17 protein-coding genes are annotated in these 15139 nt (G+C 59.2%); 11 read left to right on the top strand and 6 right to left on the bottom strand.

Features of this window, described 5'->3' with window-relative positions; translation table 11 throughout:
• Positions 1 to 121: 121 nt before the first annotated feature.
• From DBR24_RS19945 to DBR24_RS19930, 4 genes are all read left to right on the top strand, one after another.
• Positions 122 to 1030 carry a MurR/RpiR family transcriptional regulator gene (locus DBR24_RS19945; RefSeq protein WP_128615616.1) on the top strand — a complete coding sequence of 303 codons (909 nt, stop codon included), beginning with the start codon at positions 122 to 124 and terminating at the stop codon, positions 1028 to 1030.
• A gap of 62 nt (positions 1031 to 1092) precedes the next feature.
• Complete coding sequence (locus tag DBR24_RS19940; RefSeq protein WP_128615615.1) at positions 1093 to 1698, top strand: glutathione S-transferase; 606 nt, start codon at positions 1093 to 1095, stop codon at positions 1696 to 1698.
• A gap of 2 nt (positions 1699 to 1700) precedes the next feature.
• Positions 1701 to 2807, top strand: coding sequence for a DNA alkylation repair protein (locus DBR24_RS19935; protein ID WP_128615614.1), 1107 nt, complete (start codon positions 1701 to 1703; stop codon positions 2805 to 2807).
• Positions 2808 to 2918: 111 nt separating this feature from the next.
• On the top strand, positions 2919 to 4046 hold the full coding sequence (locus DBR24_RS19930) for a hypothetical protein (RefSeq protein ID WP_256591667.1): 1128 nt from the start codon (positions 2919 to 2921) through the stop codon (positions 4044 to 4046).
• Positions 4047 to 4488: 442 nt separating this feature from the next.
• Here DBR24_RS19930 and DBR24_RS19920 read toward each other — a convergent pair whose 3' ends face one another.
• From DBR24_RS19920 to DBR24_RS19890, 6 genes are all read right to left on the bottom strand, one after another.
• The gene (locus tag DBR24_RS19920; protein ID WP_128615612.1) at positions 4489 to 5148 is read right to left on the bottom strand and encodes a DUF2931 family protein; all 660 of its coding nucleotides are present in this window, start codon (positions 5146 to 5148) and stop codon (positions 4489 to 4491) included.
• Positions 5148 to 6689 carry a phospholipase effector Tle1 domain-containing protein gene (locus DBR24_RS19915; RefSeq protein WP_128615611.1) on the bottom strand — a complete coding sequence of 514 codons (1542 nt, stop codon included), beginning with the start codon at positions 6687 to 6689 and terminating at the stop codon, positions 5148 to 5150. The genes DBR24_RS19920 and DBR24_RS19915 overlap by 1 nt, the downstream gene beginning before the upstream one ends.
• 136 nt (positions 6690 to 6825) lie before the next feature.
• Positions 6826 to 7188, bottom strand: a complete 363-nt coding sequence (locus DBR24_RS19910) for a DUF6124 family protein (RefSeq protein WP_128615610.1) — start codon at positions 7186 to 7188, stop codon at positions 6826 to 6828.
• A 569-nt stretch (positions 7189 to 7757) separates the two neighbouring features.
• Positions 7758 to 8237, bottom strand: coding sequence for a GNAT family N-acetyltransferase (locus tag DBR24_RS19905; RefSeq protein WP_128615609.1), 480 nt, complete (start codon positions 8235 to 8237; stop codon positions 7758 to 7760).
• A gap of 13 nt (positions 8238 to 8250) precedes the next feature.
• Positions 8251 to 8463 carry a DUF4287 domain-containing protein gene (locus DBR24_RS19900; RefSeq protein WP_128615608.1) on the bottom strand — a complete coding sequence of 71 codons (213 nt, stop codon included), beginning with the start codon at positions 8461 to 8463 and terminating at the stop codon, positions 8251 to 8253.
• Between the two features lie 230 nt (positions 8464 to 8693).
• Positions 8694 to 9242, bottom strand: a complete 549-nt coding sequence (locus DBR24_RS19890; RefSeq protein ID WP_128615606.1) for a cytochrome b — start codon at positions 9240 to 9242, stop codon at positions 8694 to 8696.
• 209 nt (positions 9243 to 9451) lie between these two features.
• Between DBR24_RS19890 and DBR24_RS19885 the strand changes: the two genes are divergently transcribed.
• The 7 genes from DBR24_RS19885 to DBR24_RS32975 form a co-directional block, all read left to right on the top strand.
• On the top strand, positions 9452 to 10129 hold the full coding sequence (locus tag DBR24_RS19885) for a thermostable hemolysin (RefSeq protein ID WP_128615605.1): 678 nt from the start codon (positions 9452 to 9454) through the stop codon (positions 10127 to 10129).
• Entirely contained in the window at positions 10119 to 11600 is a 1482-nt protein-coding gene (locus DBR24_RS19880) for an AMP-binding protein (protein WP_128615604.1), read from the top strand. The genes DBR24_RS19885 and DBR24_RS19880 overlap by 11 nt, the downstream gene beginning before the upstream one ends.
• Positions 11597 to 12271: a TenA family transcriptional regulator gene (locus tag DBR24_RS19875; protein ID WP_128615603.1), complete on the top strand. Its 675-nt coding sequence runs from the start codon at positions 11597 to 11599 to the stop codon at positions 12269 to 12271. Before DBR24_RS19880 ends, DBR24_RS19875 begins: the two co-directional genes overlap by 4 nt.
• Positions 12258 to 13067, top strand: coding sequence for an SDR family oxidoreductase (locus DBR24_RS19870; protein ID WP_128615602.1), 810 nt, complete (start codon positions 12258 to 12260; stop codon positions 13065 to 13067). The genes DBR24_RS19875 and DBR24_RS19870 overlap by 14 nt, the downstream gene beginning before the upstream one ends.
• Entirely contained in the window at positions 13064 to 13708 is a 645-nt protein-coding gene (locus tag DBR24_RS19865) for a tetratricopeptide repeat protein (protein WP_123467755.1), read from the top strand. Before DBR24_RS19870 ends, DBR24_RS19865 begins: the two co-directional genes overlap by 4 nt.
• Before the next feature lie 11 nt (positions 13709 to 13719).
• Positions 13720 to 14382: a response regulator gene (locus DBR24_RS19860; protein WP_123467753.1), complete on the top strand. Its 663-nt coding sequence runs from the start codon at positions 13720 to 13722 to the stop codon at positions 14380 to 14382.
• Positions 14379 to 15139: sensor histidine kinase N-terminal domain-containing protein (locus tag DBR24_RS32975; protein ID WP_256591668.1), on the top strand; the 761-nt coding region annotated here is incomplete at its 3' end. The genes DBR24_RS19860 and DBR24_RS32975, both read left to right, overlap by 4 nt.

Below are 15139 nucleotides of genomic sequence, written 5' to 3'. Positions count from 1 at the left end.
CCCGCGCAGTGCATCGTTTCAGCTGCGCAGACGCCGAAAAACTCCCCAGCCAACTGCTCGCACCCCGCCTATTATCAGGCAAACCGCCATCGTGTGATTTGATCAGCCCTAAGGACACTTTATGCCCCGCCCCGATCTGCCGGCCACCGACGAGCCCACCCTCGCCAGCCCCCCGATCAATGCCGAGCGTCTGCTGCAACTGATCACCGACGAATACGACACCCTGCCGCGTCAGCTAAAACGCATCGCCAGCTACATGAGCCAGCAAAGCGACCGGATCATGGTCGATCGCATCAGCGACATCGCCCGCGAATGCGAAGTCCACCCCTCCGCCATCGTCCGCTTCTCGCAGCGCTTCGGCTTCAGCGGTTTCAGCGAAATGCAGGCACTGTTCCGCACCGCCTACACCCACAAAGCCTCGCCGGCACAGAACTACCAGCAACGCATCCGCAGCCTGATCGCCAACCCGTCGCAGCAAACCAGCGACGGCGACCTCGCCCGCGAATGCATTGACGCCACCCGCTCCGGCATCGAACGCCTGGGCCGTGAACTTGACGACGTCGCCTTCGAAAAAGCCGTAGACCTGATCGTCAACGCCGACAACATCTATGTGGTCGGCGTGCGCCGTTCCTTCGCCGTCGCCAACTACCTCGTTTACAACTTGCAACACACTCACAAGCGAATTCAGTTGGTGTCAGGGCTGGGTGGCAGTTATCGCGAGCAGATGCGCAGCGTCCGCGAAAATGATCTGGTCATCGCCATCAGCTTCACCCCCTACGCCAAGGAAACCCAACATTGCCTGCGCTACGCCCGCCAGCAAAAGGCCAACACCCTGATCCTCACCGACAGCCACCTCTCGCCACTGGCCAGGCACGCCAACAGCCTGTTGCTCGTGAATGAAGGCAGCGCATTGGCGTTTCGCTCGCTGAGCGCGACGCTGTGTTTGTGTCAGGCGTTGTTTGTGGCGGTGGCCTATCGGCTGGAACTGAATGTCGATGAGATTCACGAACAACCCGGCTTCGACGACTGACAGTTGCCTCAGCCTCGGCTAGGTTATGCCTTCCCACTCGGTTCGACTTGAAGGAACGCGTCATGAAACTGATCGGCATGCTGGACTCCCCATACGTGCGCCGCGTGGCGATCTCCGCCAAACGCCTCGGCATCGACCTCGAACACGAGTCAGTCTCGGTGTTCCGCCACTTCGAACAATTCCAGCAGATCAACCCGGTGGTCAAAGCGCCCACGCTGATCCTCGACGACGGCGTCGTCCTCATGGACTCGACCCTCATCCTCGATTACCTCGAAGCCAGTTCCGGCAAAAGCCTGCTGCCTGCCGACCTCAAACAGCGCGCCCACGCCCTGCGCCTGATCGGCCTGAGTCTCGCCGCCTGCGAAAAAGCCGTGCAGCTCTACTACGAACGCAACCTGCGCCCGGCCGACATTCAATACCAGCCATGGGTCGAACGCGTCGAAGGCCAACTCGCCGCCGCCTTCACCGCCCTCGAACAGGAACTGGAAAAATCCGGCCTGCCCACCGACGGCACCCTCACCCAGGCCGGCATCAGCCTCGCCGTCGCCTGGAGCTTCACAAACCTCGTCGTCCCCGACCAGATCGACACCCGCCGCTACCCGCACATCGCCCAATACACCGCCTACGCCGAAACCCTCGAAGCGTTCGTCAGCACCCCGATGACCTGACCATGAGCACCACCGACACCGCCGCCCCGGCGTTAAAGGAAATCTTCAACGCCGAGCGCTTGCAGCACATCGCCAGCGAAATGAGCGCCGTGTACCCGGCGTTCAAAGCCAAGGCGTTTCTCAAACATGCCCAGGACGGACTCGCTGAATTATCAGTGATGCAACGCATGGCCCGCGTCAGCGAAAGCCTGCACGCCGTGTTGCCGCTGGATTACGAAGATTCCCTCGAAGTGCTTTTCGAACTTGCGCCAAGACTGAACAGCGGATTCGTCAGCATGTGCCTGCCGCACTACGTCGCGAGCTACGGCGGCCACGCCTTCGACACCTCCATGGACGCCCTGAAGTACTTCACCACCTTCGGCTCCTCCGAATTCGCCATCCGCCACTTTCTGCGCAGCGACCTGGAACGCTCGCTGGAGCTGATGCACGACTGGACCCACGACGAAAACCACCACGTTCGACGCCTCGCCAGCGAAGGCAGCCGCCCTCGCCTGCCCTGGTCGTTTCGGTTGGAAGCGGTTCAGGCAGATCCACAGTTGGCCGCCGGGATACTGGATCGGTTGAAGGCGGATGAGAGTTTGTACGTGCGCAAGTCCGTGGCGAATCATCTGAATGACGTGACCAAAGAGCACCCGGAGTGGGTGTTGGACACGATTGAAGGTTGGTCGCTGGAGAACAAGCACACGGCGTGGATTGCCAAGCATGCGTTGCGGAGTTTGATTAAGCAGGGGGATATGCGGGCGCTGACGGTGATTGGCGCGGGGGCAAAGGCTGAGGTTGAGTTGTTGGATGTGCGGGTTGAGCCGGCGGTGGTCAGGTTGGGCGAAGCGATTACGTTGTCGTTTGTGGTGAAGTCGACGGTGGCGCATGAGCAGCGGTTGGTGATTGATTATGCGATTGACTATGTGAAGGCGAATGGCGGGGTTTCGGGGAAGGTTTTTAAGTTGAAGACGGTGGAGTTGGCTGGGTTTGGGGAGTTGGTTGTGGGGCGGCGGCAGGTGATTAGGGATTTTACGACGCGGAAGCATTTTGTGGGGCGGCATGGGATAAAAATGATAGTAAATGGGGAGGTGCTCGCTAGTATCGCGTTCGACCTCAACAACGGGTAACGAGTCATTGAGTAAATTTTTTCACGTTATTTTCCTCACATCCTTGTTAAGTTGCTAAACATGTCAAAAAGTCGTGACGATTTCACGAATCGAACCAAAAATGATCTCGCAATGCGCGCGAGCTATCTGTGTTCTTACTGCAAATGTTCAACTGTCGGACCAAGCGACGAGGCTTCAAATGCCGTTACGATGGTGGGCGTAGCGGCTCACATCGCCGCCGCGGCTCCAGGCTCTGGTGCCCGCCGTTATGACCCCGATATGACGCCATCAGAGCGTTCGCATATAGATAACGGGATATGGTTGTGCGGGACGTGCAGCGTCCTCATTGATAGGGATGAAAGACGCTTCTCGGTTAGTTACCTTAAAGAACTCAAGTACCAGCATGAGGCGTCTCGTCGAATACATGGGCAGGGAGGAACCGATTCAGAAGAAATCATTGCTATTGGTCCGCATCTTATTGCCGTGGGATCAGTTATGCAGTCTAACCCCGAAGGAACCCGCGTTCGGATCTCCCATTTTTTGCGGGGCACCATTCGCGATCTTTGGTCACTGAGCCAAGACTTGAACAAATGGCCGCACGAGCGTCGTTATGTCCTGTTAAACGAACTTGGTTATGGGGGACTGATGGTTGAAGCCCCAAGCATCGAGCGCACAAATCAGGGTTACGAGGTTCAGTTTACCCTCCAAGCTCAAATACAACGAAGGGATACCAACCAAATAAAAACATCCTGCGCCAATACGTTAAAAATGCTCACCGGACTTGAGGCTTGCGTTCAGATTATTGAATCCACTTTGGGTATGGCATGCGGGACTTGGTTCGCCGATCTTGAACAAGGCACTGATGTTTCTGATCTTTATTGGCGATACTTCGGGTCGCCATGGTTCAGCGGGCTTGTAATGATGGAAATGATCCGACTATCTTCCGTTCCATCGAAGCCGCGCCGCGGCTCTGACGTCATTACGCCCATGGCTTGCGTTAATCGCATCAACCGTGTCGAAGTTCCCACGTTCGACTTGATCAATCAGCGCCTGTCTATTTCTGTAGATATTGAGCTGGAAGGAATTGGTAACTGGAAAGGAATGTTATCAATATACATTTCAACTGCGGAGGATTTACTCGCATCCAGAGAGAGCGCTGCAAAATCTGGATTGCTGGTTAAGCCGACTCAGAAGACTAGCGTTACCGCGATTGAGGTGAGTGACCCTAGGCTCATAGCACTAATAAAAAGTTGGCGATGACATCTATTAAAAGCCGAAACAGGTTTATTTTCTCAATATCAGTTCCTTGAAGTCTATCTCTTCATAGCCCCCAACCCTCCCATTGTAGAGACAGATCGAGGATGCACTCAGTTCGGATTGCAAAAAATCAACAAGCATTCTGAGCTTGCAGTTTTCATACATAGAGGTCGGATGTACTACCGTTGCCTTGCCAGGATCACTATCGTAAATTCTGACGTGAAACTCATCCATTTCATTCCGAATCACGTAGTTGAAACCACGGTACTCATATCCCGCGTCGTGGTCGACATCATCGAAGCGTGTAGTGTTTACAATTCTCAAAATGAATTTCCATGATCCGACTCGCGCCAACCAAACGTGTTGCGACGCTCAGGTGGCGAACGAGAACAGCCTCGTGAGGCGCTTCATTCGGGGGTGAGGCTGGAGGTCAAAAGCACGCTACTCACCAACTACCGTAAGGGATACCGTACTTCTCGATGTACCGCTTGGCCTTTTCGCTCACCGGATAAGCGTAACGCCCTTCGTTCTGACCTTGGCTCGGCCCCAGCGGCTCAATTTCAGCCTGCGCTCGAGCGACTTTGACCGGGTGGTGGCAAGAGTCTCTTACCCAAACCTGCACAACACCACCGGGGGCCAACCCTAAATAAACCGACGCCATAAATCTTGCTTCTTGATCAGGCGTCTGCGGGCAACGTTGATTGACGGACGCCACCATCAACTGCCTGGCTTCCTCTGGTATTTCTACCCATGCCTGCCACGTTTTCTGTTCGACAATCGATTGCCAACGGACCCAGATGCGAGCAGGCAAATCTGCTCCCACCACTCTCCTTCCGCTGCCGCCTACCCCACCTGTCCAACCTCGGGCGGACTCCGTGCCATCTTCAGGCTCTCCCCCCGCAGCGGTGCCGCCGCCGGTTTTGTAGAAAATCCTGCCGTTAATGTCTTGAACAGAACTGTTTTCTACCCAGACTTTCATGTAATCCGGCTCGGTAAACGCCAACTCCCACCACTCGGATTTCGGGTCATTTTTTGCTGAAAGTGGATCCGCAGACTGGCACCCAGTAATGAACAGCGCGCATAGCAGGGCAAAAAATACTTTCATCACCAAAGTTTCCAGTCAGCTACATGGGGGTGTTGTACGCGAATCGAGTCCGGCGTCGGGGCATTGATGTAAACGGCACGGACGCCACTGCCATCTCTGCGCCCGAGAGGATGGTTCCAATTTGCAGACATGTGAATGTACTTCAGCTTCAGCAATTGATCTTCTTGGATTGAGGTGTCGTAACTACCCGCCAGAAATCGATCACACAGCGCTTGAAGCTCTGCGGGCACTTCCAACTCAGGCGTATCGGGAATGTCTTGGAACCGAACGCCCTTCTCTTTCGCCAATCGGTGCATCACTCGTAGATATACCCTGGAGAGCATGCCACTCACAGGACGCTTGAGTTGCACGGCGGCATATACGCGCTTCATACGTGGGCTGAGCCGTTCCTGCCGATCAATTGGCAGAAGAAGGGCATCAGGCGTGACGATCTCCAGCATCTCTGCTGGCCATCCTTTGGCGAGCCACTGCGCCTTCACCGTCACGGCATCACGGTAGATCGAAGTAGTGGAGACGTCGGTAAATTGCGACACCTCAAGCGTTTGCATCGGACTGACGAGCACGCACTCTTGGACTTCATCGCGGTAGCCACCGCCGATGTCGGAATGAACCCCGGGCAGAGTTATTTCCAAGTGATCCGCTTTAACGCGGCTCAGAGCGAAGTTAGCCCGATATTCGTCACGCGCGGATAACTGCACGACATCAGTGAAGAAGCGGCGGTCGAGGTAAAGTTTGATTCCTGTTGCGATGGGACTTTTGATATCCCCCAGATTCGACCAGCCAGCAATGGATGGCACCGTATCAAAAAGGCCAATAAAACCCATGTTGATGCTGCTTTTGTACTCTTCGATGAAGGTCCGGCTGAGGGCGTAGGCGTTGCTGCGCAACACTTCCCCGAGTGGCCCCTGCTTTCCACGTACGACCTCGTTGGCAAAGTGTCTTGCTGCAGCAGCACCACGGCTGAAGCCGAACGCATCAAAGGTCAGGGACGTAATTTCACTATTGGGATTGTTGTCCAACACGTCCTTGATACGCGTTTTGATCTCTGCGAACGACAACTGAACACGGCCCGCCACGCCTGTTTCGCCTCGGCCAGTACCACCACCTAACGTACTGTCCTTCTTGCCTGACTGAGTTCCTATTCCCTCGATGTAAATCATCCGGAACGCTTGCTTTTGCAAACTATCCCCTTCGGCCTTTTGAGGTGCGAAGTACAGTTCGCTCAGTTTCTGAACATTGGTGGTGTCGTTGGCGTAGCTGCTGTCCGGATCCCTCATGTAGGGCTGACAGCTAGCAGGAATATCCTGCGGCGCAATGGGATGCTGCGCCCCACACAGCAACCCAGCCGCCGTGTTGTTCGCATTATTCCCAGTGCCATCAAAGAAAACCCCAATCCTCAACGCAATCCCGATTTTCTCAGGTTCGCGCGCAGGTTCTTTCCCGTGTTTCTCATATTCCGCCCAGCGCTGGGCGTGAATATCGACGGGTTTGGCTTCTTCGTAGCGGTGGTTTTTAGGGGGGTTGGGTACGTAGCCACTCATCCGTGATTCCTGGTTCTGATCCTTGAGAACGGCCCGAAGGGTGACAGCCGAGGCTGGGAGGCGCAAGGCGTGGCCGTGTGCCAGCCAGGGTGTGACAGCGGGGTTCGACGAGGGTTTCCCCTCGTCGGGGTGGGGGTTAGCTGGCGATTACGACGTTATCCAGCGCTTGGTTGACGGCGATTTCACCGAGCATCACGACTTGGGCGATGCCCAGTGCGGTTTTGCGGTGGGCGGTGTCGAGGACGGCGGCGAAGTTGTTGAGCATTTCGCTGGCGGAGCCGAGGGTTTCGCTGGCGTTGGCCAGGAGGGATTCGGTGTCGTACTTCGGGTTGGCGAGGTACATGCGTTCCGGCTCCTGAGCGTTGGCCATGATTTGGCTGGCGGGTTTGAGGTAGTGGTCGAGGGCGCGCTCGGCGGCTTCGTGGAATTGCTTGGAGTCGGGGGATTCGTAGGGGGATGTCGAGTCGGTTTCTGGTGGGTTCGGCGTTACTTTGAACATGGTGAAACTCCTAGTTAATAAAAAGGAGCCTTCACATTCGCTACCAAACGAAGGTGGCGGCCATACGCGGGTTGGTAGACCGGTAACTAGGACCCGGCACACCCGAAGGTGTCCTGCGCATGGCCACCATTGAGCAGAGACCCGATGAGGTCTGCGAACGGTTCGCGATGCGACTAGTTATGGCGGGCTACCAAACCCGATCGCTGTTTTTCAGCGACCGACAGACGATAGAACCCGCGCCCTAGACGCACAAGCCGGCGGATTCTGGCTTAGTCGTAGGTAACGGCGCAAGGCGTTGTAGGGTTTCGGTGGTTACTTGAGGCTTCGTTTAAACAGTGGTGGCTTTACTGTTTATTTCGATCAGTGGTTGATGGTGTGACTGGGTGGGCATCTTCGCGAGCAAGCTCGCTCCCACAGGGATTTGTGGCCGGTTTGGGACTTGTGGTGGTTGGGCTGGCGTCTTCGCGAGCAGGCTCGCTCCCACAGGTTTTTTGTTGGGCTCTGGGTTCGTGGCGGCTGGGCTGGCGTCATCGCGGGCAAGCCCGGCTCCCACAGGGATTGGGTGATGGTTAGGGTCGGTGGCGCGTCATGTTGATGAGGGCAGAACGTCCACCATTTGGCGCCGGGCGCTCTTCGATAGAGAACGGCACGAAGCCAAGTTTCGGGTAGAGCAACAAGCCAGCAGTGTTTTCGTTGAAGCAGGACAGTTGCACTTCTTTGGCCTGATATTTTTCAAAACCCACTGCGGTCATGGTTTCGACGATGTACCGCGCAACACCTTGACCACGGGCGTAGGGCGCGACGATGACGTTGCCGATGCAGCAGATGCCATCGTGCTCAGCGCGGTAGAAGTTGGCGAAGCCGACGAACTCGCCGTTGGCCAGAAAAGCCGTGGAGTCGAAGCGCTGGCTGATCGCGCTGTGCATTTGCTCTTCCGTCAGCGGGAAGTTGGCTTTCGGGAACATGAAGAACAGCTCTTGTTCGCCTTGAGGAAAGCTGCAGAGGGTGTTGACGTCGTCGGCCGTCACTGGCCGGTGGGTGAAATTCATCGCTGCCCTGCCCTCACTTTTTACCTGCCAGATGATGCGCAACCAAGGCGTTGGCATGGCCATGGCCCATGCCGTGTTCATCCTTGAGCCACGCCACCAGTTCCATGTGTTTCTTGTCGGTGATACCGGCGAGCAGGTTTAGCCAGTGATCAATGGGCTGGCCGTATTTTTTCTCGATGGAGGGGAAGTACGACGCCGGGCCTTTTACCTTGTTGTCTTCGCTCATGCTGCAAGCTCCCTGTGGTCACGACGGAGGGTCGGCGGACGCTCCTTGTCGGCAGGTCATAGAGTGGACGCGAAGTGCGGTTCCGGCAACTGCCCCGCTCTGCCAGACGCCACAAAATCCTGTGGGAGCGAGCTTGCTCGCGAAGGGGCCGTGTCAGCCGACATCATCAGAGGCTGACACACCGCTTTCGCGAGCAAGCTCGCTCCCACAGGGGTTGTAGTGGATCAGGGTTATTCGGTGCGGCCCGGCAGCATCCGCACGAGGGTGTTATCCCGCACCCAATAATGGTGAAACAGCCCCGCCGCGGCGTGCAGGCCGATCAGCCAGTAGCCGGTGCTGCCCAGCAGTTCGTGCCAGTACTTCAGTTGTTTGGCAAAGTCCGGGTCGATGGCCACGGGTGCCGGGACGTGGAAGCCGAAGTACGGGAAAGGTTTGTCGGCGGCGGCGAGCATCAGCCAGGCGAGGATCGGCGTGGCGATCATCAGCACGTACAGCGCCAGGTGCATCAGGTGCGAAATGCCGGTCTGCCATGCCGGTGGCTTGGGCGTGATCGGCGGACGCGGCGTGAGACGGCCGAGCAGACGCAACCACACCAGCGCGAAGATGCCCGTGCCGAACAAACCATGAAAGCCCATTAGCAGGCCGCGCGCTTCGCTGCCCTTGGGCATGAAACCCTTGATTTCGACGCAAGCGTAAACGCCGATGAACAACGCCAGCATCAGCCAGTGCAGGGTGATTGAGAGTTTTCCGTAACGGGTTACGGCGATGTCGCGGGACATAAGCTGCGCCTCTTGATTGTCATGAGTGACGGCCAATTCGTTCGACCGCCTCGCTCCGGTTGTTGGGCGAACCGACGGCGTTACCCTGCCCGCCCAGTCTTAAGAGAGTCTGAAGACAGACCCTCAGGTTAACCTTTTTTTACCTTCAGACTTCGTTAAGAAATGGCTTGGATACTTCGCTCAAATCTATTGAGGGAGGCGTTCTGCCCATGCCCGAATTTGACTGGAACATCCCCCTGCCCCTGCGCTTCGGTCAAGCCGAAACACCGCAGATGACACTGACCGGCGCGCTACCCGAGGACACTCTGCGAGCGACGTTTGAAAGCTTTATCCAGCAACGCTTTCGCAAGGCCCACGGCGCCGACATCCGACACTTTATGCCCGAGCTGTTCGGCATGCACAACGGCGACGGCGAGTTGTGCGCGGTGGCCGGGGTGCGTCGTGCCCATCAGGAGCCGCTGTTTCTCGAGCGCTATCTGGATGAGCCGATCGAGCCGTTGATCAGCGCGGCGGCAGATCGTCCGGTCGAGCGCAGCGCCATTGTCGAAGTCGGCAACCTCGCCGCCAGCGACACCGGTAGTGCGCGGCTGAGCATCATCGCCATCACCTACCTGCTGGCGATGGGCGGCCTGGAATGGGTGACGTTCACCGGCAACATCGGGCTGGTCAACAGTTTCCATCGCCTGGGTTTGAAGCCAGTGACATTGTGCGCCGCTGATCCGGAACGATTGGGTGACGAGCGTCAACACTGGGGCAGTTATTACGAAAGCAAGCCTTGGGTGCATGTCGGCAACATCCGCGCCGGCTTCATCCATCTGCGCAATATCGGTCTGTTTACCCGCCTGGGTTTGCCGAGTTCGATTGAAGGAGCCTGTCATGTCGCTTGAATTGCAACGTTTCCAGGAAACCCTGCGCGACCATGCCCGGCGCAATGACCACGCGACCGCCCTGTGGGGCGACACGCTGAAACTCGATTACGCCACGCTGTACGCCGAGGTGCTGTATCGCCAGGAGCGTTTGCGCGATGAGCAGGCGCAGGTGATTGCGCTGGCGTTGGACAATGGCGTCGACGCGATGCTGTGGGATCTGGCCGTGCTGTTTGAAGGCCTGACCTGTGTGACCTTGCCGCCGTTTTTCAGCCCGGCACAGCGCGCCCATTGTCTGGAACAGAGCCAGGCCGAACGGGTGATCGCCGAGCCGGAACTGGGCGCCGAACTGCTCGCAGCTGGCTATGAACAACGTGGCGAGTTCTGGTGCCGCGCGTTCAGTGGCCCCAGTCGCATGCCCGCCGGCACCGCGAAACTCACCTTCACCTCCGGCACCACCGGCACGCCGAAAGGTGTGTGCCTGAGTGCCGACAGCCTGCTGCGGGTTGCACGGGAGCTGCATCAGGCCAGCGACGCGACCGGCCCGCAGCATCATCTGGCGCTGTTGCCGTTGGCGATTCTGCTGGAGAACCTCGGCTGTTATGCCGCGCTGTATGCCGGTGCGACGCTCAGTTTGCCGAGCCAGAAAACCCTCGGCATTCAGGGCGCCAGTGGCGTCGACATTCCGCGCTTGCTCGGTTATCTGGCCAGCCGTGCGCCGGAGAGTCTGATCCTGGTGCCGCAGTTGCTGTTGTTACTGGTCAGCGCCGCCGAACAGAAAGCCTTCGACCCGCAAACCCTGCGCTTTGCCGCTGTCGGCGGTGCGCGAGTGTCGGAGGATCTGCTGCACCGCGCGCAACGGCTCGGGCTGCCGGTTTACGAAGGCTATGGCTTGTCCGAATGCGCCTCGGTGGTGTGCCTCAATCGCCCCGGCGCACGGCGTCCGGGCAGCGTCGGCCGACCGCTGCCGCACGTTGAAGTGCGCCTGGCCGAGGACGGCGAGGTGCTGATCAAGGGCTCGACGTTGCTCGGTTATCTGGGCGATGCGCCGTACGCCGATGAGTGGTGGCCCAGTGGTGATCTGGGCGAGTTCGACCCGGAAGGGTTTCTGTACCTCAAGGGCCGCAAGAAGCACCAGTTCGTCACCAGCTTCGGGCGCAACGTCAACCCGGAATGGGTCGAGTCGGAACTGACCCAACGCCGCCACATCGCCCAGGCCTTCGTCTACGGCGAAGCAATGCCGCACAACCACGCCCTGCTCTGGCCGCACCGGGCCGACTGCAGCGACGCCGAACTGGCCGCTGCTGTCGCCGAAGCCAACGAAGCCTTGCCCGATTACGCCCAGGTGCATCAGTGGACGCGCCTGCCGCAACCCTTTACCGCCGCCAATGGCTTGCTCACCGCCAATGGCCGCCCGCGCCGCGACGCCATCGTCGCGCAGTATCACGCCCAATTGACTGAATCCGCTGTTTCCGAGGAGTCCGCATCATGAGTTTTTTCGACACCCTGCAAGAAGCCACGCAACAGGAGCGCCACGAACTGTTCAACCTGCCGATCATCGTCGATGCCCTGCAAGGCAAGGTCAGCCTCGACAGCTATCGGGCCTTCCTCGCGCAGGCGTATTACCACGTGCGCCACACCGTGCCGTTGATGATGGCTTGCGGTGCGCGCCTGCCAACGCGCCTGGAATGGCTGCGCAAAGCGGTGGCCGAATACATCGAAGACGAATACGGCCATGAACACTGGGTGCTCAATGATATTGCCGCGTGTGGCGGCGACCGCGATGCGGTGCGCGACGGCCAGCCGTCGTTGCCAATCGAACTGATGGTGAGTTTTCTCTACGACCTGATCGCTCGCGGCAATCCGGTGGGCCTGTTCGGCATGGTCAATGTGCTCGAAGGCACCAGCATTGCCTTGGCGACCCATGCGGCGGGCAGCATTCGCGAGCGTCTGGCGCTGCCGGACAGCGCATTCAGCTATCTGAACTCGCACGGTTCGCTGGACATCGAGCACATGCAGACCTATCGCCGTTTGATGAATCAGCTGGAAGATCCGCAGGATCAGGCGGCGGTGATTCACGCCTCGAAAGTCGTCTATCGCTTGTACACCGACATGTTCCGTGGCCTGCCGCGTGACGCGGAGGCTCAACATGCAGCTGCGTGATGCACGTGTGGTCTTGACCGGCGCCAGCGGTGGCATCGGCCTCGCGATTGCCGAGGCCCTGTGCGCCGCCGGTGCCAGGGTGCTGGCCGTGGCGCGACATCAGGAGGCGCTGGCGCCGTTGCTGGCGCGCTATCCCGACACGCTGTGCTGGGTCGCCGCCGACCTGACCTTCCTCAGCGACCGGCGCAAAGTGCTGGCCGCCGCCGAAGCCATCGGCGGCATCAACCTGCTGATCAACGCGGCCGGGGTCAATCACTTCGCCATGCTCGAACAGCTTGATGACAGCGAGATCAACGCGATGCTCGCGGTGAATATCAGCGCGCCGATCTGCCTGACCAAGTTGCTGCTGCCACTGCTCAAAGAGGCCGACAGCGCCATGGTAGTCAATGTCGGCTCCACCTACGGCTCGATCGGCTACGCCGGTTATGCCAGTTACTGCGCGACCAAGTTCGCCCTGCGCGGTTTCTCCGAAGCGCTGCGCCGGGAGCTGGCCGACACCCGGGTCAACGTGCTGTATGTCGCGCCCCGCGCCACCCGCACGTCGATGAACAGCGCGGCGGCGCAGGCCTTGAACGATGCGCTCAAGTCCAACGTCGATGACCCGCAAACCGGGGCTTCGGCGGTGGTCCACGCGATTGCCGGCGACCGCCGCGACCTGTATCTGGGCTGGCCGGAACGCTTCTTCGTGCGCCTCAACAACTTGCTGCCGCATCTGGTGGATCGCGGCTTGCGCAAGCAATTGCCGCTGATCCGCCGCCTCAGTGAAAAACCTGACAACGAGTCCCTCAAACCATGAAAAAACTTAGCGCATGTCTGTTGTTCGCCGCCCTCAGCCAAAGCGTCTGGGCGCTGGAACCGGCCGATCAGCAACGCCTCAACGGTATCCAGCAGAGTTGGGCGCATATCCAGTACGAAGTGGCAGAGAAACAGCGCGCTGCCGCGTTCGAGCAACTGTCGTCCGACGCCAGCGCCTTCGCCACCCAGCGTCCGTCGGTGGCCGAAGCGTGGATCTGGAAAGGCATCGTCACCAGCAGTTGGGCCGGTGCCCAGGGCGGGCTCGGCGCCCTGGGCAAGGCCAAGGACGCCAAGGCCGATCTGGAAAAAGCCCTGAGCCTCGACCCCAAGGCCCTGCAAGGTTCGGCCTACACCAGCCTCGCCGCTCTGTATGATCGCGTTCCGGGCTGGCCGATCGGTTTCGGCGACAGCGACAAGGCCGAGCAACTGCTCAAACAGGCCCTGCAACTCAATCCCGATGGCATCGACAGTCTGTACTTCTGGGGCGATCACCTCTACCGTCAGAAGCGCTACGCTGAAGCCAAGGCAGCTCTGCTCAAAGCCCAGCAAGCCGCGCCACGTGCGGGCCGTGAAAGCGCCGACGCCGGGCGTCGCAAAGAGATCGCCGCCCTGCTGGTGGACGTGAACAAGAAACTCGATTGACAGGAGTCCGTGTGCGTTTATTACTGATCGAGGATGATGTGGCGCTGGGTGAAGGCATTCATCAGGCGCTGGGGCGCGAGGGCTACACCGTCGACTGGCTCAAGGACGGCAGTAGTGCCTTGCATGCGCTGCTCAGCGAAACCTTCGATGTCGCCGTGCTGGATCTCGGTCTGCCGCGCATGGACGGCCTCGAAGTCCTGCGCCGTCTGCGTGACAGCGGTTCGAACCTGCCGGTGCTGATTCTCACGGCCCGCGATGCCACCGAAGACCGCATCGCCGGGCTCGACGCCGGGGCCGATGATTATCTGATCAAGCCGTTCGACCTCGCCGAACTCAAGGCGCGCCTGCGCGCCTTGTTGCGCCGCAGCGCCGGGCGCGCCCAGGCGCTGATCGAACATGCCGGCATCAGCCTCAACCCCGGCACCCAGCAGGTCAGTTATCAGGGCCAGCCCGTGGCCCTGACACCCAAGGAATATCAGTTGCTGCACGAACTGCTGTCACCGCCGGGCCGGGTGATGACCCGCGATCAACTGATCCAGCTGCTGTATGGCTGGAACGAAGAAGCGGAAAGCAACACCCTCGAAGTGCACATCCATCACCTGCGCAAGAAATTCTCCACCGACCTGATCCGCACCATCCGTGGTGTGGGTTATCTGGTGGAGGAGCGCCGATGACCTCGATCCGCCGCCGCACGCTGACCCTGATCATTGGCCTGTTGCTGGCCGGGCTGGCGGTGCTCAGCACCTTCAACCTGCACGACAGCAACCACGAAATCGCCGAGGTCTACGACGCGCAACTGGCGCAGAACGCACGCCTGTTGCAGGGGGTGATGCGCATGCCGTTGGCCGGTAACGATCACTCGCAGTTGTATCAGGCGTTCAATCAGGCCTTGAGTGAAGCGGCACCGCGAGTCGACGGTCACCCTTACGAAGGCAAGATCGCCTTTCAGGTGTGGAACCCCAAAGGTGAGGTGCTGGTGCACACCACCAGCGCGCCCTCCTTCACTGTACCGCCGACCCAGCCCGGTTTCAGCGATGTGGTGGATTTGAAAAATCGCCAGTGGCGCGCGTTCCTGCTTGAAGACAAACAGAACGGCCTGCGCATCTGGGTCGGTGAGCGAAATGACGTGCGCACCGATCTGGTCGACCGCATCGTCCGCCACACCCTGTGGCCCAACGTGATGGGCAGCCTGATCCTCGCCGGCATGGTCTGGCTGGCCATCGGCTGGGGCCTCAAGCCACTGGCGAACATGGCTGCCACCCTGCGCGCCCGGCACAGTGGTTCACTGGAGCCGCTGCAACTGACCCCGCTGCCCAGCGAACTGGAACCGATGCAAGCGGCGCTCAACCGCATGCTCGCGCAGATTCAGGAGGTGCTCGGCCGCGAACGCCGCTTCATCGCCGACGCCGCCCACGAAATGCGCACGCCGCT

The organism is Pseudomonas sp. HMWF006, from assembly GCF_003061205.1.
In the GTDB taxonomy this organism is placed as follows: domain Bacteria; phylum Pseudomonadota; class Gammaproteobacteria; order Pseudomonadales; family Pseudomonadaceae; genus Aquipseudomonas; species Aquipseudomonas monsensis.
Note: the sequence above shows the minus strand (reverse complement) of the source record. Positions and strands in the feature narration are given on the sequence as shown.